The sequence below is a fragment of the Flavobacterium piscisymbiosum genome (assembly GCF_020905295.1).
GTDB classification, from domain to species: Bacteria; Bacteroidota; Bacteroidia; order Flavobacteriales; family Flavobacteriaceae; genus Flavobacterium; species Flavobacterium piscisymbiosum.
This window is the reverse complement of record NZ_JAJJMM010000001.1, coordinates 2,881,576-2,901,714: the sequence shown is the minus strand read 5'-3', so window position 1 is coordinate 2,901,714 and position 20,139 is coordinate 2,881,576. Positions and strand designations below refer to the sequence as shown.

19 protein-coding genes and 1 pseudogene are annotated in these 20,139 nt (G+C 33.6%); 13 read left to right on the top strand and 7 right to left on the bottom strand.

Going from position 1 to position 20,139, the window contains the following annotated elements; genetic code table 11:
* Positions 1-5 precede the first annotated feature (5 nt).
* The 6 genes and pseudogenes from LNP81_RS12655 to LNP81_RS12635 form a co-directional block, all read right to left on the bottom strand.
* Positions 6-869 carry a sugar phosphate isomerase/epimerase family protein gene (locus LNP81_RS12655; protein WP_230036312.1) on the bottom strand — a complete coding sequence of 288 codons (864 nt, stop codon included), beginning with the start codon at positions 867-869 and terminating at the stop codon, positions 6-8.
* A 46-nt stretch (positions 870-915) separates the two neighbouring features.
* Entirely contained in the window at positions 916-1,452 is a 537-nt protein-coding gene (locus LNP81_RS12650) for an NADPH-dependent FMN reductase (RefSeq protein ID WP_230036310.1), read from the bottom strand.
* A 6-nt stretch (positions 1,453-1,458) separates the two neighbouring features.
* Positions 1,459-2,376: an archaemetzincin gene (locus LNP81_RS12645; protein ID WP_230036308.1), complete on the bottom strand. Its 918-nt coding sequence runs from the start codon at positions 2,374-2,376 to the stop codon at positions 1,459-1,461.
* Positions 2,377-2,409: 33 nt separating this feature from the next.
* Positions 2,410-2,597 (bottom strand): annotated as a pseudogene (locus tag LNP81_RS27525) (IS200/IS605 family transposase); the annotation flags it as partial.
* Between the two features lie 227 nt (positions 2,598-2,824).
* Positions 2,825-3,280 (bottom strand): nuclear transport factor 2 family protein, encoded by a 456-nt coding sequence (locus tag LNP81_RS12640; RefSeq protein WP_230036306.1) that lies wholly within the window; start codon positions 3,278-3,280, stop codon positions 2,825-2,827.
* A gap of 111 nt (positions 3,281-3,391) precedes the next feature.
* Positions 3,392-3,724 (bottom strand): hypothetical protein, encoded by a 333-nt coding sequence (locus LNP81_RS12635; protein ID WP_230036304.1) that lies wholly within the window; start codon positions 3,722-3,724, stop codon positions 3,392-3,394.
* Positions 3,725-3,982: 258 nt separating this feature from the next.
* On the opposite strand from LNP81_RS12635, the gene trmD reads away from it, so the two are divergent.
* The 13 genes from trmD to uvrB all read left to right on the top strand — a co-directional run bounded on the left by trmD (position 3,983) and on the right by uvrB (position 19,710).
* Positions 3,983-4,660 carry a tRNA (guanosine(37)-N1)-methyltransferase TrmD gene (gene trmD / locus LNP81_RS12630; RefSeq protein ID WP_230036302.1) on the top strand — a complete coding sequence of 226 codons (678 nt, stop codon included), beginning with the start codon at positions 3,983-3,985 and terminating at the stop codon, positions 4,658-4,660.
* Positions 4,661-4,883: 223 nt separating this feature from the next.
* A complete protein-coding gene (gene rplS, locus LNP81_RS12625; RefSeq protein ID WP_055098496.1) occupies positions 4,884-5,234 on the top strand; it encodes a 50S ribosomal protein L19 in 351 nt (116 codons plus the stop codon).
* An 852-nt stretch (positions 5,235-6,086) separates the two neighbouring features.
* On the top strand, positions 6,087-8,309 hold the full coding sequence (locus LNP81_RS12620) for an NADP-dependent isocitrate dehydrogenase (protein WP_230036300.1): 2,223 nt from the start codon (positions 6,087-6,089) through the stop codon (positions 8,307-8,309).
* A 285-nt stretch (positions 8,310-8,594) separates the two neighbouring features.
* On the top strand, positions 8,595-10,976 hold the full coding sequence (locus LNP81_RS12615) for a TonB-dependent receptor (protein WP_230036298.1): 2,382 nt from the start codon (positions 8,595-8,597) through the stop codon (positions 10,974-10,976).
* Positions 10,977-11,013: 37 nt separating this feature from the next.
* On the top strand, positions 11,014-11,835 hold the full coding sequence (locus LNP81_RS12610) for a DUF4249 domain-containing protein (RefSeq protein WP_230036296.1): 822 nt from the start codon (positions 11,014-11,016) through the stop codon (positions 11,833-11,835).
* A gap of 8 nt (positions 11,836-11,843) precedes the next feature.
* Positions 11,844-12,326, top strand: a complete 483-nt coding sequence (locus LNP81_RS12605; protein WP_230036294.1) for a GyrI-like domain-containing protein — start codon at positions 11,844-11,846, stop codon at positions 12,324-12,326.
* Between the two features lie 147 nt (positions 12,327-12,473).
* Positions 12,474-12,914, top strand: coding sequence for a DinB family protein (locus tag LNP81_RS12600; protein WP_230040908.1), 441 nt, complete (start codon positions 12,474-12,476; stop codon positions 12,912-12,914).
* Positions 12,915-13,100: 186 nt separating this feature from the next.
* On the top strand, positions 13,101-13,559 hold the full coding sequence (locus LNP81_RS12595) for a RidA family protein (protein ID WP_230036292.1): 459 nt from the start codon (positions 13,101-13,103) through the stop codon (positions 13,557-13,559).
* Between the two features lie 651 nt (positions 13,560-14,210).
* Complete coding sequence (locus LNP81_RS12590; RefSeq protein WP_230036290.1) at positions 14,211-14,873, top strand: thiamine diphosphokinase; 663 nt, start codon at positions 14,211-14,213, stop codon at positions 14,871-14,873.
* A 383-nt stretch (positions 14,874-15,256) separates the two neighbouring features.
* Positions 15,257-16,213, top strand: a complete 957-nt coding sequence (rlmF, locus tag LNP81_RS12585) for a 23S rRNA (adenine(1618)-N(6))-methyltransferase RlmF (protein WP_230036288.1) — start codon at positions 15,257-15,259, stop codon at positions 16,211-16,213.
* A gap of 10 nt (positions 16,214-16,223) precedes the next feature.
* Complete coding sequence (locus LNP81_RS12580) at positions 16,224-16,421, top strand: hypothetical protein (RefSeq protein ID WP_230036285.1); 198 nt, start codon at positions 16,224-16,226, stop codon at positions 16,419-16,421.
* A gap of 82 nt (positions 16,422-16,503) precedes the next feature.
* Complete coding sequence (locus tag LNP81_RS12575) at positions 16,504-17,442, top strand: alpha/beta fold hydrolase (RefSeq protein WP_230036283.1); 939 nt, start codon at positions 16,504-16,506, stop codon at positions 17,440-17,442.
* A 276-nt stretch (positions 17,443-17,718) separates the two neighbouring features.
* The gene (gene uvrB, locus LNP81_RS12570) at positions 17,719-19,710 is read left to right on the top strand and encodes an excinuclease ABC subunit UvrB (protein WP_230036281.1); all 1,992 of its coding nucleotides are present in this window, start codon (positions 17,719-17,721) and stop codon (positions 19,708-19,710) included.
* On the opposite strand, the gene LNP81_RS12565 is transcribed toward uvrB, so the two are convergent.
* Positions 19,707-20,108, bottom strand: coding sequence for an excinuclease ABC subunit B (locus tag LNP81_RS12565; RefSeq protein WP_230036279.1), 402 nt, complete (start codon positions 20,106-20,108; stop codon positions 19,707-19,709). The genes uvrB and LNP81_RS12565 overlap by 4 nt on opposite strands.
* Positions 20,109-20,139: the final 31 nt, after the last annotated feature.

Here is a 20,139-nt window from a genome sequence, read left to right as displayed (position 1 = left end):
TCAACCTAAATCAATTGTTTTAAAATAAAATCACAGCTCGTTTTAATCGCTTCAAAAGCATTTGGATTATAATTATTCTCCTGCTCTACAAAAAAATGTTTCATCCCCGATTGTTTTACCTCTTTAAAAATAGTTTTAAAGTCAATAGATCCTGAACCTATTTCTGTATTTAAAGACGGATTTACCTTATCCATATCTTTTACATGCCACAATTTAAAACGTCCCGGATTTTCTTTGAATAATTTAACGGGATCATTTCCTGAGCGAACCACCCAATACAAATCCAATTCAAAAGAAACTAAATCCTGATCTGTTTCCTTCAATAAAATTTCATATCCCGTAATTCCGTCCTGTTTTTGAAACTCAAAATCATGATTATGATACGCTAATTTTAAACCCGCAGCTGCGCACATTTTTCCGGCTTCGTTTAAACGAGCAGCAATCTTATGAAAATCATTCCTATAAGGTTCATCAACCCAGGGAACGGTTAAATATTCGTTTTTTAAAATCTGAGCAGCTTCAATCGCAGCTTTAACTTCTTCTAAATTTCCATCATATAAAAAGCTTCCTAAATTATAATGTCCGCTTGGAGTTTTTAAATTGTTTGCATCTAAGATCTTTTTTAACTCAATTGGAGTCAATCCCCAAAACTGATCTTTTATAGAAAAACCATACGTTTCGACTGTTTTATATCCTGCTTTTGCGACTTTCTCTAAAGTTGATTTTACATCTTTTGGAAGTTCGTCACGCAAGGTGTATAATTGCAAACCTATTTCTTTTTTATCCATAGTAAAAGCTAATGATGGCAAAGCCAAAACTGTTGCTGCAGCCAGGCTTGTGTTTATTATAAAGTTTCTTCTTGTGATCATTTTTGTTTAAAAAGATGAAAAGTAAAACTAATCAATTAATTGATTGTTAAGATACTGAAAATTGATTTTCGTAATGACTGATAAAATTTTGCAGATTATCACCGGTTTCTACATTTGTAATTTCTCCCTTTTCATTAATTTTTCCACGAATACCAGATATTAATAATTGAGTATCATCTTTTAGATTAGCTTCCAGCGTTTTCATTATTAAAATCAATTGCTCATGTCCCATTTCTCCGGAAGCCGAAGCGGTAATTAAACCTGTCTTTTTACCTGAAAAAATAGTGGTAGAAACACACCATTCTAATGCATTTTTTAAACTTCCCGGCAAACTGAAAACATATTCCGGAGTACAAATGATAACTCCATCAGCTTTTTCTATTTTATTTCTAAAAGAAACAACCTCTTCAGGCAGATTTTCGGTGTCTAAATCCGGATTGAAATGAGGAAGTTTATCTATATTTTCGAATATTTCAACCTCAAATGAATCTTTAATTTCTTGTGAAATATATTTCAAAATTTTGTAATTGCTTGAGTTCTTTCGCGTGCTGCCTGTTATGGCAAATATTTTTATTTTTTTCATTTCTATTTATCGAATAATTTCAAGATCTTTTTTCATTAAACCAAATTCGTCTTTTAAGTTATTCTTTTTAAAGTATTTTTCTAAGTCAGTTAATCTCTTTTTATTATCATATGCTATGCAGGAATTCAGTTTTCTTTGACAAACAGAACATAACCTGATAGAATGCCTGTCGGTTTCTTCCATACTATTGGTGCCATTCATGACACAATTTGCATTGATACAATGATGCAAGCCAAACATATGCCCTATTTCATGCGAGCTTATTTTAAGTAATCGCGATAAACAAAGATCAAAATTTTCAGAAGTTAATTCGCCATCCTGCAATCTGTAAATTGAACTCACTCCCACTTTATCGCGATAAGAGGCCAGACCAAAAACATAATTCCATTCTGGTTTGGGATACAAATCAAGTTCTGAAAGCCCCATTAAAGCAATCCTGTTTAAAGGTTTTTCTTCTTTTAAAACATCATTCAAAAGATAACCGGCCAATAACTGTTCATGGCCATAATTCATTCTTCTGGCAGAATTTGGCACTACATCATTCGAAATTGGATCTAAAGTTTTGGTTTTTAATTGAAAGTAAATTTCTAAATATTCATTGAGAAGCTCAATTTGTTTCTTTTGTAAAGCATTAAAATTCCCGATAGGCCGAATGTAAATAATATTTGCATCGCTTGTTGGAACAATATGTTTAGACCGGAAATACTGATCAAAAGTTTGCCCTTTTTCTTTACGGGTATACAACCAATCTCCATAAACTGGTTCACCCAATTTAACGTCATTATTTTTGATTTGTTTAAAATATGACGCTTCCTCAGGAATTTCTTTTGAAGTATCATTTAAAGTCTCTTTTCGGATTTCTTTTACTTTTTCTTTGTTACAGGAACAGAATATTATCAGCAGGAAGAGGATTATTTTTTTCATTTACTTTTTTAGCTTATTTTTAAAAAACCAATTTTAAATTAATTCCTTAAAAATAAACTTTTCATCAAAATCTACCTCAAATTTTTCAAGAAAGTCAATATATTCTTCTCTAAAAGTTTTCTTTTTATCTGTACTTCCTGATTCTCTATATAATTAATTACAGCATTTAACTATGATTTGCTATATGAAAAAGTTCCATAACCTTTCTGCCACTCAAAATAAATTATACCTTAAACACAATCCCTTTGTGATCTTAGAGCAAAGCGTAATTCACAAAACTTTGCATACTTTGCGTAATTCTTTGTGAACTTTGCGGTAAAATTTTCTTTGTCGAGTTACTTATGGGCTTCTCCCGAAGCCTCGGGACGCTCAGCCTGACAAGATTGCGTTAAAAAAGCTTAACTTAATCACATTACCCGTAGGAACTATACAACATTACAATTCTAACCTACTCCTCACCTTCATCAAAATTATCGAAATAAGTAAAATCTTTGGTAATTAATCCGTTTTCAATTGTAAATATTGTACAAATAGGCAATTCGAATTTTGAATTATCCGGCGCCGTTCCTGTCGAAACAAATTCTACAATAATATGTTTTTGCCCCGATGGATAAATTTGAACTACTTTATCATGTAAATCAGGAAACAATTTATTCAATTCTGCGTATTTATTTTGTATTTCCTGGCGTGTTTGCTTTACAATTCCCTGCCCTAAAGAAGGATCTTTAAAATCAGCCGTTTCGGTATACATTTCTGCCATCTTTTTCCAGTCATGATTATTAAAATACTCAAAATATTGTTTTACTAATTGCTCGTTTTTTGAAACATCCATAGGTTTTGATTGGTTTTGATTATTGCAGGAAATAACCAGAAAGACTACAATAAGAATGATCCCTTTTTTCATAACTTCTTTTTAAATCACTATAAATCAACTTACAATGATTTAAATATATAAAAAAAATAGAGATTGCAATAACAAAATTGCAATCTCTAAGATAAATAAATTTGTAAATAATTAGTTTACAGCCAGTTCCTGAGGTGTGTGCTGCTGTTTATCCTTTTTATACGAATAAATTTTTCCTTCCTTATTTACATATATATAAGTATAGTTCCAGTAATTTGGACCCGCTATTCTTGATCCTTCGTCATTATTAACATTTGCATAAACTTGTTCTCCATAAATAAGAATTTCGCCTTGTTCAGCATTATCAATGCTCCGTATTGGCGTTCCCCAACTCTTTATTAGACTTTTTTTAGTCTGACCTACCCATTGTTCACCGGCATTTTTTGAAGACGAACAGGAATGTAAAATGAAAATTGCAAGCAACAAAAATATTTTTCTTATCATAATAATTATTTTTAAGTAAATGATTTACAATATAATATTAGACGAAAAGAGGCATTATAAAATTACATAAAAAAACTTTTGTCTTACATAATCTCAACATATTTAATTGTTTAACAAATTGTTAATTGATAAATTATTATATCTTCAATAAATATATTTTTCTTTAGCTATTTTTTAAAAATTTCATTTTTCAAATCTTTAAAATTCCCAAAAATTAACTTTGTATCTTTGCCGCTTAGAACTCTTTTAAGAAAAAAAATGCGAATTGACATTATAACGATCTTGCCTGAATTATTAAGAAGTCCGTTTGAGGCTTCGATTATGAAACGTGCTATAGACAAAGGTTTGGTCGAAGTACACTTTCATAATTTACGTGATTATACTACAAACAAACAAAAAAGTGTCGACGATTATCCTTTTGGAGGAGGCGCCGGAATGGTAATGACAGTTCAGCCAATTGATGCCTGCATTACACATTTGAAAAGCGAACGTGAATACGACGAAATCATATATATGTCACCTGACGGAGAAACGCTTAATCAGAAAATGGCCAACACAATGTCGATGTATGAAAATATTATCATCCTGTGCGGACATTATAAAGGCGTAGATCAACGTGTACGCGATCATTTTATTACCAAAGAAATTTCGATTGGAGATTACGTTTTATCCGGAGGAGAATTAGGCGCTTTGGTTTTATCTGATGCTTTAATTCGATTAATCCCGGGTGTTTTAAGCGATGAAACCTCAGCCTTGACAGATAGTTTTCAGGATAATTTACTTTCAGGACCTATATATACAAGACCGGCAGATTATAAAGGATGGAAAGTTCCGGATGTTTTAACCAGCGGTCATTTTGCCAAAATTGATAAATGGCGTGAGGATATGGCGTATGAACATACGAAAAACAGACGACCTGACTTACTTCAGGAATAGTTTTCAGTCGCAGTCTCAGTTTTCAGTGAATTTGATTACAGTTAAGTACTAAGAATGCGACTAAAAACCGCAACTAACCCTCTTTTTATCAACAACTTAAAATAATTCATAATTAACAATTTATAATTCATAATTATTTTATACATTTGCACCCGAATTAGACTAACCTCTGGCGAGATCCGTGAATGTTGCTCTATATAAAAAACCATAATTACAAGATATCATGGCAGATTTAATGAAATTCGTTCAAACCGAATTAGTTGCTAAAAAAGATTTCCCTGTTTTCGGAGCTGGAGATACTATCACAGTTTACTACGAAATTAAAGAGGGTGAAAAAACAAGAACTCAGTTTTTTAAAGGAGTTGTTATTCAAAGAAGAGGTTCTGGTAACACAGAAACTTTTACTATCCGTAAAATGTCTGGAGCTATTGGAGTTGAGCGTATCTTCCCAGTAAACTTACCAGCTTTACAGAAAATTGAAATCAACAAAAAAGGAGCTGTTCGTAGAGCTAGAATTTTCTACTTCAGAGAACTTACTGGTAAAAAAGCTAAGATTAAAGATAAAAGAAGATAATCATTTATCTATTTGTTATAAAAAAGCTCGTTTCATTTATTTGAAACGAGTTTTTTTTTGATACTGCCTAATCTTTTTCAGGAGCTAATCCCGCACCTGAGCCTGAAAGAGCGAACTGGCGAAGCAATTCATTTCAATCTTTTGTGCCTCCCGATAGCTATCGGGACCGGCACAAAAGGATTTCCACTTCTATCGGGGCTATGGCAATCATTTCTATAAAAGCTTTTAGTTTTCTGAGATTGTGCGAAATCAATGCCATTAAGTTAAGGTATTTTAGATTGTGTTTCATCGGAACATCTCATCGGTAGAAAAAAAAAAAAGCATCGTGAGAAACATCGTCCCATTGGGACATTTGAGAAATTTTACAGGCAATCTGTATCTGTTTTTACCAATATTATTTTACAAAATCAAACGTTCCTACGGAACGTAAAAAAATATCATATTTATTGGACTACCAATGAAATGTTCCGACGAAACAAAACAACAAGTAAAAAAACATATTAAACAATGTATCTTACATTTGTGATACGTTTGTTGCTTTTGAATAAAAAACACGACTTTTCATACAAAATAATCAAAGGTTAAAATGTTTTTTTACAACTTTAGTCTTTTCCTTTTTTGAAATGTTATGCTTTTACTTATGATTCATCAAAACTGTAATTTTTTAATACCAAAATCATCGATTTGATAATTTAAAGACCTCGAAATAACAATCTGATAATTTCGGCATTTCTCAGCAAAACTACACCGTTTTCGGACTGTTTTTATTATATTTGCTCCGCTCATTCTGAGCCGACTATACCTTTTACATTGCTGCATCCTGGCAATACGATTATAAAAAAAAAAAAAAAAATGACACAGAATTCAAAAATCTATTACACCTTAACTGATGAGGCGCCATTATTAGCGACTTATTCTTTTTTACCTATTGTTCAGGCATTTACTGCTACTGCTGGTATTGCAATTGAAACTAGAGACATCTCTTTGGCAGGTAGAATTTTATCAAATTTTCCTGAAGTTTTAACAGATGCTCAAAAAACTGGAGATGCATTGGCAGAATTGGGGCAATTAGCAACACAACCTGAAGCTAACATCATCAAATTACCTAACATTTCAGCATCAGTACCTCAATTAAAAGCGGCTATTGCTGAATTACAATCTCACGGTTACAAAATCCCTGATTTTCCGGAAGATCCTCAAAACGATGCTGAAAAAGAAACTAAAGCAAAATATGCTAAAGTTTTAGGTTCTGCTGTAAACCCTGTTTTACGTGAAGGTAACTCTGATCGTAGAGCGCCAAGAGCAGTTAAGAATTTTGCAAAAGCAAATCCACACTCGATGGGTGCATGGTCTGCTGATTCAAAAACTAAAGTTGCTTCTATGCCAAACGGTGATTTCTACGGAAGTGAAAAATCACTTACTGTTTCAGACGCTGATGATGTAAAAATCGAGTTTGTTGCAAAAGATGGTACAACAACTGTTCTTAAAGCAAGTACTCCGCTTAAAGCTGGTGAGATAATAGATAGTTCTGTTTTAAGTTTAAAAAAATTAAAAGCTTTTGCTGCTGATGCAATTGCAGATGCTAAAAAAGAAGGTATTTTACTTTCTGTGCACTTAAAAGCTACAATGATGAAAGTGTCAGATCCAATTATCTTTGGCGCTATCGTTGAAGTTTATTTTGCTGATCTTTTCAAAAAATACGAAGCTTTATTTGCTGAATTAAATATTGATACGAGAAATGGTTTAGGTGATATCTATGCAAAAATTGCAGGAAGACCTGAGCAGGCTGAAGTTGAAGCCGATATTACTAAAGCGATCGAAAACGGTCCAGCTTTGGCAATGGTAAATTCTGATAAAGGAATTACAAACTTGCACGTTCCATCTGATGTTATTGTTGATGCGTCTATGCCGGCAATGATTCGTACTTCTGGACAGATGTACAATAAAGAAGGAAAACAACAAGATACAATCGCTCTTATTCCGGATCGTGCTTATTCTGGAATTTATACTGCAACTATCGATTTCTGTAAAAAACACGGTGCATTTGATCCTAAAACAATGGGAAGTGTTCCTAACGTAGGTTTAATGGCTCAAAAAGCAGAAGAATACGGATCTCATGACAAAACTTTTCAAATAAAAGGAGACGGAGTTGTTCGTGTAGTTGATAATAAAGGAACAGTTTTAATGGAGCAAGACGTTGAAGCTAATGACATTTTCAGAATGTGTCAGGCAAAAGACGCTCCTATTCAGGACTGGGTTAAACTTGCCGTAAACAGAGCTCGTTTATCTGATACTCCTGCTGTTTTCTGGTTAGACGAAAACAGAGCGCATGACAGAGAATTGATTGCAAAAGTTCAAAAATATTTAAAAGACCACAATACAACAAACTTAGATATCCGTATTCTTAACCCGATTGCTGCTACTGAATTTACTTTAGACAGAATCATCAAAGGATTAGACACTATCTCTGTAACAGGAAACGTTTTACGTGATTATTTAACTGACTTATTCCCAATTTTAGAATTAGGAACTTCAGCTAAAATGTTATCGATCGTTCCGTTAATGAATGGTGGTGGATTGTTCGAAACTGGTGCCGGAGGATCTGCTCCTAAACACGTTGAGCAATTTACAGAAGAAGGATATTTACGTTGGGATTCATTAGGAGAATTTTTAGCGCTTGGTGCCTCTTTAGAGCATTTAGGACAAACTTTAGATAATTCTAAAGCAATTGTTTTATCTGAAACTCTTGACGAAGCTAACGACAAATTCTTAGCAAACGACAAATCTCCTGCACGTAAAGTGGGTCAGATTGATAACCGCGGTTCTCATTTTTACCTTGCTTATTACTGGGCACAAGCATTAGCAGCTCAAAATAAAGATGCTGAATTAAAAGCAATTTTCACTCCAATTGCAGCTAAATTTGAAGCTAACGAAGCTAAAATCGATGCTGAATTAATTGGTGCACAAGGAAAACCTCAAACTCTTGGTGGTTACTATCAGCCAACTCCAGAGTTAGTGAGCAAAGCAATGCGTCCTAGCGCAACATTCAACGCAATTATTGCTGAAATAAAATAATCGAATACCAATGAGATATACAACAGTGCATCTCTATATAAATATGAAAAAGACAACTTTAAACGGTTGTCTTTTTTTTTTGGAATAAATGAAGAAACAGATCAATATTCTCAGTTTCTATTCAGCCTTAAAGAAGAAAAAGCACTTTAAAGGATTTTTAAATTAAGAAACATTAAAGCATTGAAAACCTGTAACAAAAAGAAAATATTCTTAACTAATGTTTAACAAAAGTTCTGCAATAATATTTATTAAGAATTATTAACTATGTGCTTCAAATACAAGACAATGATTACAAAAAAAATTGGCCTTATTTTTATCCTCCTTATAACGACTTTAACTTCATTTTCTCAAGAAAAATTCACTTTAAGCGGAACAATCACTGACTTTAAAAACAATGAAACCCTGATTGGTGTAAATGTTTACATTCCCGCTTTAAAAATCGGAACGACTACCAATGAATACGGCTTCTATTCGCTAACTGTTCCCAAGGGCGAACATGAAATCGAGATTAGTTACGTTGGTTATCAAACCATTCAAAAAACAATTACCTTAAATCAAAATACTAAAAACAATTTTGCAGTTCATGAAAGTGGCGAAGAACTTCAGGAAGTTGTAATAAAAGACAACAGAGGCAAAATCAATATCAAATCGCCAGAAATGAGCGCCAACAAACTTTCTATTGCCACCATAAAAAAAATGCCCGTAGTAATGGGAGAAGTCGATGTTCTTAAATCGATTTTACTGCTTCCTGGTGTTACAAATGCCGGCGAAGGCGCTTCAGGATTTAATGTTCGGGGCGGCGGTGCAGATCAGAATTTAATTTTATTAGACGAGGCAACAATTTTTAACTCTTCTCACGTATTTGGTTTTTTCTCTGTTTTTAATCCCGATGCTATAAAAGATTTAAAATTATACAAAGGTGGAATTCCTGCACGATATGGCGGAAGAGCTTCATCTGTTTTGGATATTTATCAAAAAGACGGAAACAGCAAGGAATTTCATGTAAATGGAGGAATCGGCTTAATTTCGAGTAGAATCCTGGCAGAAGGTCCGATTGTAAAAGACAAAGGATCTTTTTTAATTGGCGGAAGAGCTTCGTATGCGCATTTATTTTTAAAACTATCAGAAGATCAAAAAGACAACTCGGCTTATTTTTATGATTTAAACACAAAATTAAGTTATAAACTAAACGATAATAACAGTCTGTATTTATCCGGTTATTTCGGTCGCGACGTTTTTAGTCTCAATAAAAATTTTACCAATACATACGGAAACGCCACCTTAAACCTGCGTTGGAATCATTTATATTCGGACAAATTGTTTGCGAATTTATCTTTGATTTATAGTGATTACTATTATGGTTTAGACCTGGATTTCGTAGGTTTCAAATGGGATTCGGGAATTAAGAACTACAATATCAAATACGATTTCAAGAATTACATCTCTGATAAATTCAAATTGAATTATGGTCTAAACGGTATTTATTATGAATTTAATCCCGGAACAATCAAACCAACAAACGAGACTTCAGGAATTAATCCGGATCAGTTAGATAAAAAATACGCTTTTGAACCCTCTGTTTATATTGAAGCAGAAAATCAGCTTTCGAAAAAAATTACAATTTCTTACGGATTACGTTACAGTTTATTTTATCGTTTAGGAGCTTCAACAATCAATTATTATGATAATAATGAACCTGTTATTTTCAATACTGATATGCAGATTTACGAAAAAGCGACACCAACATCGACTCAGTATTTTGGTAAAAACAAGAAAATCCAAAGTTATAATAATTTAGAACCGCGATTCTCAGCTTCTTATCAATTAAACGATGACGAATCGATAAAAGCGAGTTATAACAGAATGGCGCAATATCTTCAATTGATATCAAATACTTCATCACCTACTCCGCTTGATGTCTGGATGCCAAGCGACAATTACATCAAACCACAAATTGCGGATCAGGTAGCGTTGGGTTATTTTAGAAATATTAATGACGGTGCCTATTCTGTAGAAGTTGAAACCTATTACAAGAAAATTCAAAACAGATTGGATTATATTGATGGCGCAGATTTGATTGCCAACGATGCCATCGAACAAGTAATCCTTAACGGAAGAATGCGCTCTTATGGTGTAGAGTTTATGGTCAAGAAAAACGAAGGCAAACTAAACGGCTGGATCTCCTATACGTTATCAAAATCACAACAACAAACTCCTGGCAGAACTCCTGAGGAAACTGGAATTAATAATGGGCAATGGTACAATTCTGCTTACGACAAAACTCATAATTTAGCAGTTACATCGGCTTATACATTAAACGAGAAATGGTCATTTGGTGCTAACTTTGCTTTGCAATCCGGTCAGCCTGTTTCGTATCCAAACGGTCAGTACGAATATTTAGGAATCACGATTCCTAATTACGGACAAAGAAATGAAAATCGTTTACCTGCTTATCATCATTTAGATATTTCAGCAACTTTAACACCAAGAAAAAACAAAGACAGAAACTGGAAAGGCGAATGGGTTTTTAGCATTTATAATCTATACAATCGTCATAATGCTGCGTCTATCAACTTTCGCCAAAATGTTGATACCGGAGCAAATGAAGCTGTACAAACCTCTATCTTCGGGATTGTTCCTGCTGTTAGTTACAATTTTAAATTTTAAAAATAATTTTCCGTAAAAAGAAAACAAAAGATATATCATGAAAAAAGCAACCTTATTATTGGCACTTTTTATTTCGATTTTCTTCGCAAGTTGTGAGGAAGTCGTTGATGTTGATCTCGATACTGCACCTCCAAAATTAGTAATCGAAGCGGCAATAAACTGGCAAAAAGGAACGCTAGGAAAACAGCAAACTATAAAATTGTCTACCACAACCGGCTATTTCGAAAACGTAATTCCAACAGTTTCCGGCGCAACGATTTTTATAAAAAACAGCAAAAACGAACAATTTAACTTTGTAGAAGTCAATAAAACCGGACGATATGTATGCACAAACTTTATTCCTGTAATCGACGAAAATTACACCTTAACCGTAATCAGTAACGGTAATACTTATACTGCTACTGAAACAATGAAATCAGTAGCGCCAATTACCCGAATCGAACAAAATAATGAAGGAGGTATTACAGGCGACGAAATTGAAGTCAGGGCTTTTTATAACGATCCTGCCGATGCAGATAATTTTTATTTGTACAAATATGTCTATTCAAATAAAGTGACCTCAACTTACTATGTGTCTGAAGATAAGTTTTTTCAAGGAAATGAATATTTCAGTAAATCAGATGACGACGATTTAGAAATTGGCAATGAAATCGAAATCACACATTACGGAATTTCGAAACAATACTATAACTATATGAGTATTTTGGTAAGCATTGCCGGAAGCAACGTTGGTGGGCCTTTTCAGACACCACCTGCAACTGTAAAAGGAAACATAATCAATACCACCGATAAAGCCAATTATCCGTTAGGTTATTTTTCGCTTAGTGAAATTGACACAAAAAAATTCAAAATACAATAATCAGAATTATGGAAGCCAGAATTGAAATTTTATCCGAGAAAAAACTAATTGGTAAACACATTGATATGTCGTTTATCGAAAATAAAACGTTTCAATTATGGAGTTCCTTCATGCCAAAACGAAAAGAAATCAAAAACTCAATTGATTCGAATTTATATTCGCTTGAAGTTTTTCCTAACGGCCATTTTGATAATTTCGATCCCAACAACAGCTTTCAAAAATGGGCAGCGGTCGAAGTTTCTGATTTCGAAAAAATTCCTGCAGAAATGGAAACCTTAATAATTCCAACCGGATTATATGCTGTTTTTGTACATAAAGGTCCGCAAAGCGAAGGACATAAAACCTATCATTCTATTTTTGTAGAGTGGCTGCCAAACTCAGCATATACAGTAGACGAAAGGCCGCATTTTGCTGTAATGGGCGACCAATACAAAAAAGAAGATCCGGATTCTGAAGAAGAAATCTGGATTCCGATAATTAATAAAGCTTAATTTTTGCCACAGATTTCACTGATTAAAAAGATTATCTGATCATTCTAAACAATTACGCAACATTGACTAAAATTTGAATTTCCCTATAATTTTTAATTAAAAAAAACAGATTAATCTTTAAAATCTGTGGCAAAAAAAAAAAACATTATGCTAATTGAAACGCTAAGATCACTTTTCAACCGTGATCTCAACAAATTAAAAGTTGAAATCGAATCTTATCAAAATGAAAATCAGATTTGGGTAATTGACAAGAACATTTCCAATTCGTCAGGAAATCTATGTTTACATCTTATCGGTAACATCAATACTTATATTGGAGCAGAAATTGGGAAAACAGCTTATGTTAGAAATCGTCCTCTGGAGTTTTCCTTAAAAGATATTCCAAAATCAGAGCTAATAACCAAAATAGAAGACACTATTATAGTAGTAAATAATGCCTTCGATACTTTAACTGAAGAAGATCTCGAAGCCATTTATCCGCAAATTGTATTCGAAAAAGAAATGACAACAGGTTTCTTTTTGGTTCATCTCTCCACACATCTGGCCTATCATTTAGGGCAAATAAATTACCACAGAAGGTTGCTTTAGTCGCAGTATTTAGTATTCAGTCTCAGTTTACAGTCGCAGTCGTAGTTTACAGTTTGCGCTGAATACTGAGACTGAATACTGAGACTGAGACTGAGACTGAAAACTAAAAAAACCTCAACATATGTAAAGGTTTAGGAATTAGAATTAAGCAAACTTTGCAAACAATTAATTCAAAATTTCCAAAACATGAAACATTTATTGTTTACACTATTTTCCCTTTGTGCCTTTACCACAAAAGCACAAACTTTCAAAAATCCGGAATCCTTATTCGACCCAACTCCTTACGGCTTTAGCCACTCATCATCGGTTTCCACGCCGGGAGAATTCGTTTATATTTCCGGGCAAAGCGGAGGTTTAGGAAAAGAACATACCTTAAGCAACGACTTTAGAGAACAAACTCAGGTTGCCTTAAAGAATATCGTAACCGTTTTAGACAGCTATATTCTAAAACCCGAGAACATCATGAAAATTACCATTCTTATCGTAGATCATTCACCCGAAAAATTAAAAATATGGAACGAAGAAATCCGTAAAGTCTGGAAAAACAAACCCTTCCCTGCCAGCACCTTAATTCCCGTTCCTAAATTAGCCATCGACGGAATGCAAATCGAAGTTGATGCTATCGCTTTTAAATCTGCAAAATAGTTGTTTACTATTAAGACAATTAAGCTAAATATCTTAAATGCAAAAAAAAAGAATTAAACCATTAAGGTATTAAGTTAAATTAAGCAAGAAACTTAACTTTCTTAATATCTTAATGGTAAAAGAACATTTAGAATCTTTTTAATCTTAATAATCTGTGGCAAAAAAAATTAACCATTAAGACATTAAGTTTCATTAAGTGAGAAAGCTTAACTTTCTTAATATCTTAATGGTAAAGAAATATTTAAAATCTTTTTAATCTTAATAATCTGTGGCAAAAAAAATTAACCATTAAGACATTAAGTTTCATTAAGTGAGAAAGCTTAACTTTCTTAATATCTTAATGGTAAAGAAATATTTAAAATCTTTTTAATCTTAATAATCTGTGGCAAAAAAAATTAACCATTAAGACATTAAGTTTCATTAAGTGAGAAAGCTTAACTTTCTTAATATCTTAATGGTAAAGAAATATTTAAAATCTGTGGCAAAAAAAAAAAATCAGCTATTAAGATATTCAGCCCGCCAACTTAACTTTCTTAATATCTTAATGGTAAAACAAAACATCACAACGATAAAAAAATCTAAAATCTAAAATCTAACCTCTAAAATCCTTTCCTTTCGTACATTTGCAGCACATTTCAAATCAGAAACTAAATGTCTTCACACCATATCGTACGCGACGACCAGGAACCCGCTTTAATTATTGCCAACGGAGCAGCATGCAATCCTGAATTATTAGGACAATTGCTCGAATGGTCGCCATTGGTTATTGTGCTCGATTCTGCCATAGAAAGAGTGATTGATTTAGGAATAAAAGTCGACGTGCTTTTGGGTGATTTCGATCGTGGTTTTGATCCCGAAATCTACAAAACATCCCAATATCCTATCGAAATCGTGCATACTCCCGATCAGGATAAAACCGATTTAGAAAAAGCATTTGATTACCTGATCGCCAGAAAAATTCCTGCCGTAAACGTAGTTTGGGCCACCGGAAAACGTGCCGATCACACCATTACAAACCTTACCAATATCGTTCGTTACCGCAATTTGCTTAAAATTGTTATTCTCGACGATCATTCAAAAATATTCTTGTTACCCAATAAATTCGAGAAATGGTATACCGCAAAAACGCCTATTTCATTGATTCCAATTGGCGTTGTTAACGGAATTAATTCTACCAATTTATTATATCCATTAAAAAACGACACCTTAACAATTGGTTATCGAACCGGCAGCAGCAATGCTGTTCTTCAGGATGGTTTGGTCAGCATCACCCATACCGATGGTGATTTATTGTTAATGGAATGTATGGATTAATCATTTCATTCGAATAAAAGGCTCAAAAATTTCATTTAAACACATAGAAACATAGTTTAAAATCTATAAAAAAGTCGTTTCACTCTAACTTTAAATCACAATAGCAAGCTATGTGAAAAAGCGAGCTTTTTTTTGTATCCTAAAAATAACAACAGAAAATCTATGTCTCTATGTGTTTAAATTCACATTTGGAATTGGGATTTTTAGTATTGAAATTTTAAACTTTAGTATTATTTTCAGAAGCTATTCCTGCTGTCCACTTTATCTTTTGTGCCGAACAACGGCACAAAAGGATGCCGCTTCCATCAGGGCTAGGGCAATCGTTTTCATAATTATCATTTGCCGCAAAAAGAATGACTATCTTTGCACGGAAATTCAGAAAAATGAAAGAAATAGACAATTCCGAAAAAAACAATTTACATCCTCGAAATCTTCACCGTTCCCGTTATGATTTCGAACTTCTTATCGCGAATTGTCCAGAACTAAAAGCATACGTTGCGATCAACATCCACGGAATTGAAACAATCGATTTCAGTAATCCATTGGCTGTAAAAGCGCTTAACAAAGCATTACTGCAAACTTATTACGACATACAAAACTGGGATATTCCTAAAAATTATCTTTGCCCACCCATTCCGGGAAGAACCGACTATATTCATTACTTAGCTGATTTACTGGCCGAAACCAACAACGGAATCATTCCGCAAGGATCTTCAGTTTTAGGTTTAGACATAGGAACCGGAGCCAATTGCATCTACCCTATTTTAGGAAATGCTATTTACGACTGGAGTTTCGTAGGAACTGATATCGACGAAAAAGCAATCGAAAATTGCAGTAAAATCATCGAGGCAAATCCAAAATTGATTGACGCTATAAGTTTACAGCAACAAACCGAATCACGCTTTATTTTCAAAAACATCATCACACCCGAAGATCGTTTTACCTTCACGATGTGTAATCCGCCTTTTCATTCTTCTGCCGAAGATGCGAATCAAAGCACCGTTCGTAAAGTTTCGAATTTAACCAAAGAAAGAAAAAAAACAAATCCGGTTTTAAATTTCGGAGGCCACAATGCCGAATTATGGTGCGATGGCGGAGAAATTGGTTTTGTAACCCAAATGATTTACGAAAGTGCAAAATTTGCCATGCAAACTCTGTGGTTCACTACTTTGGTTTCAAAAAGAGAAAATCTTTCGAGCATTTACAAAACACTAAATAAAGTAAATGCCTCTTCAATCAAAACTATTGATATGGCTCAAGGCCAAAAAACAAGCCGTATTGTAGCCTGGACTTTTTTAAGTGAAAGCCAGCAAAAGGCGTGGAAATTTGAAATTGAGTAATATTTATAATATGAATTCTCTTAAATCAAAAAAACTTTTGAACTATGAAATTTCAAAAATTGATGATAATTTATCTACATCCGTAAGTAATTCAGACATATACAATAACGACATTATGATTTCAGAAAATGAAATTCAAAATGACGAATTTTATTCTCATAATGAAATGAAGAATAAAATTGAAAACTGGAAAAGAAAAACATTATAATTATAATACTTTAAAATAAAATTCTGATACTTTTTCGATACGCAATTTCCGTACCTTTAAGAGTAAATTGAATTTTATTACTATGCCAAAAATATACTTTAGAATACTGATATTACTTGTAATTACCGGTTGTTCTTCAACAAAAAATGCAAAATTTGACGATTACATTTTCAAAACCAAAAGCGAAAAACAAGCTTATATCAGTTCTTACGACAAAGCCTTAAAACTTTGGGATATTCCCTATTCCGAAGAAAATATAAAAACCACTTACGGAACTGCCCACGTTATAATGGCGGGTCCTAAAAACGGAAAAGATCTGGTTTTACTTCACGGAATGGACGCCAGTTCTACAATGTGGTATCCCAATATAAAACCGTTAGCCAAAAATCATCGCATATACGCGATCGATTTTATGATGGAACCCGGAAAATCCACATTAACTTCAAAATCACTTTCCTCAGACGAAATCGTGATTTTATACAACGAAATTTTCGATCATTATAAATTAAAGAAATTCGATATCGTCGCTGCTTCCCGCGGCGGCTGGATTGCTACTTTATTAGCCACTCAAAAAGGAAATTCAATCGATAAAATAGTATTGTTAAGTCCGGCGCAAACCTTTAAATTTATAGATAAAGTAGGTAAAACAACTTCTGCTTTAATGCTTAAATTATTCCCAAGTGAAAAGAAATTCGGAAAAACATTAAATACGTTTTCTACTCATCCTGAAAAAATTAGCGCGGTTTATAAACGACAATTTTATCTGGCCAATAAATATGCAAAATCAAATTCCAGTATGCTCAAAATGCATCCTTTTTCTGATGATGAATTAAAATCGATCACCAATCCAATTTTGGTTTTAATTGGTGATCACGATGTCATTAATTCCGAAGAAAGTCTGGAAAGAGCAGATAAATATTTAATCAAAAGCAAAACGCAAATCATAAAAGACGCAGGCCATTTTTTATCCATCGATCAGTCAAAAATTGTAAATGATGCGATGATTAATTTTTTAGAATAATTTGATAAAGTGCATTCTAATCAATATAATTAGATGAAGAGTTTTTCACGCAGATTTAAAAATATTTAAGCGGATCTGCGCAGATATAATCAAAATAAATCTGCTCAAATCTTTTTAAATCTGCGTGAAACAAAATAAATAATAACAAAAATTCATGCAATTCTTTTAATTGCTTCGCTTGTTCGATATCGTTCGGGTCGTGGCAACATTTTTTTAGCTTTTATATAGAATTCAAACTTTGTATCTTTACAAAACTAATTTTTTCATCCTTCAAAAATGAATTTCCAAGTATCCTCAGAGTATAGTCCAAAAGGTGATCAGCCACAAGCAATCGAAAAACTTTCGCAAGGCGTAATCGATGGCGAAAAGTATCAGACATTATTAGGCGTTACCGGATCCGGAAAAACATTTACTGTTGCGAATGTTATTCAGGAAGTACAAAGACCTACATTGGTTTTGGCCCACAATAAAACTTTGGCAGCCCAATTATATTCTGAGTTCAAACAATTTTTCCCGAATAATGCGGTAGAATATTTCGTTTCTTACTATGATTATTACCAACCCGAAGCTTTTATGCCTGTAACAGGGGTTTTTATCGAAAAAGATTTATCTATCAACGAAGAGCTCGAAAAGATGCGTTTAAGCACGACTTCTTCGCTCCTTTCAGGACGTCGGGACGTTTTAGTTGTCGCTTCTGTTTCGTGTTTATATGGTATTGGGAATCCGGTTGAATTTAAAAAAAATGTAATTGAAATAACCAGAGATCAGGTTATTTCGAGAACGAAATTACTTCATAGTCTGGTTCAAAGTTTATACGCAAGAACTGAGGCCGATTTTAATCCGGGAACTTTCAGGATTAAAGGCGATACAGTTGAAGTATATCCAAGTTATGCCGATGACGCTTACAGAATTCACTTTTTTGGAGATGAAATCGAAGAAATAGAATCCTTTGATGTGAAGACCTCACAAGTCATAGAAAAATTTAAAAGACTTACTATTTATCCCGCTAATATGTTTGTGACTTCTCCGGATGTACTGCAAGGTGCCATTTGGGAAATTCAGCAGGATTTGGTAAAACAAGTCGATTATTTTAAAGAAATAGGAAAACACTTAGAAGCAAAACGTTTAGAAGAACGTACCAATTTCGACTTAGAAATGATTCGCGAATTAGGTTATTGCTCCGGAATCGAAAATTATTCAAGATACCTTGACGGAAGACAAGCCGGAACAAGACCGTTCTGTTTATTAGATTATTTCCCGAGTGATTATTTGATGATTGTAGATGAAAGTCACGTAACCGTTTCTCAGGTTCACGCCATGTACGGAGGCGACAGAAGCCGTAAAGAAAATCTGGTGGAGTACGGTTTTCGTTTACCTGCGGCAATGGACAACAGACCTTTGAAATTTGAAGAGTTTGAAGCCATCCAAAATCAGGTAATTTATGTATCTGCAACTCCGGCAGATTACGAATTACAAAAAACAGATGGTGTTTATGTAGAACAAATTATTCGCCCAACGGGATTATTAGATCCAGTTATCGAAGTAAGACCAAGTTTGAATCAAATTGATGATTTAATCGAAGAAATTCAGGTGCGTTGCGAATTGGACGAAAGAGTTTTAGTGACCACACTGACTAAAAGAATGGCCGAAGAACTAGCCAAATATTTGACTAAAGTAAACATTCGTTGTCGTTATATACATTCTGAAGTAGATACGCTGGAACGTATCGAAATCATGCAGGATTTACGAAAAGGTATTTTTGATGTTTTGATTGGAGTAAACTTGCTTCGTGAAGGTCTTGATTTACCCGAGGTTTCGCTAGTTGCGATTTTAGATGCTGATAAAGAAGGTTTTCTTCGTAATCACAGATCTCTAACACAAACTATTGGTCGCGCGGCAAGAAACCTGAACGGAAAAGCCATTTTGTATGCCGATAAAGTTACGGCAAGTATGCAACGAACAATAGATGAAACAGATTATCGCAGAACCAAACAGATCAATTATAATACAGAGCACGGCATTACGCCACAGGCTTTAAACAAAAAAATCGAAAGTGCTTTTACTAAAAATCCTTTGGTAGAATACGAATTGGGTCATACATTATCTGTTGCTGCAGAACCGGAAACGGCTTATTTATCGAAAACAGAATTAGAAAAAATGATTCGTGAGAAACGTAAATCTATGGAGAAAGCAGCAAAAGAACTGGACTTTTTACAAGCGGCTAAGTTGCGTGACGATATCAAAAAACTACAGGAACAATTGGCTTAATTGTGTTGTTCCTGAAAAACTTTCAATAAAACATTAGGATCAATAATAGCGTTTGGTGCGTTTTTCATTAAATCCAAAACGCGTTTGGTTGCATTTGGATTCAAACCCATTTCAATAGCGATTTGCTGAATAGCTTTGGCTTCTTTTTCGTGCAAAATACCGTCACAATACATGATCAAAGCCAGTCTGTAGAATTGCTGAATGCGCTGAAACTCTGATTTTATAATCGAATGGGGATTTTCCTGATGAAATAAGTCATGAAAAACAGCTAAATCAATGCTTAATTCCTGAGCCACAAGCCACAAAAAATCATACTCTCTTTTGTGCAAATGCCCATCAACAGTAGAAAAAGCAATCATTTCTAAAAGTAAACTTCTCTTTTCTGTTTCGGTATTCATCAATTTATTATTTTTAGCTAAAATATTGTTT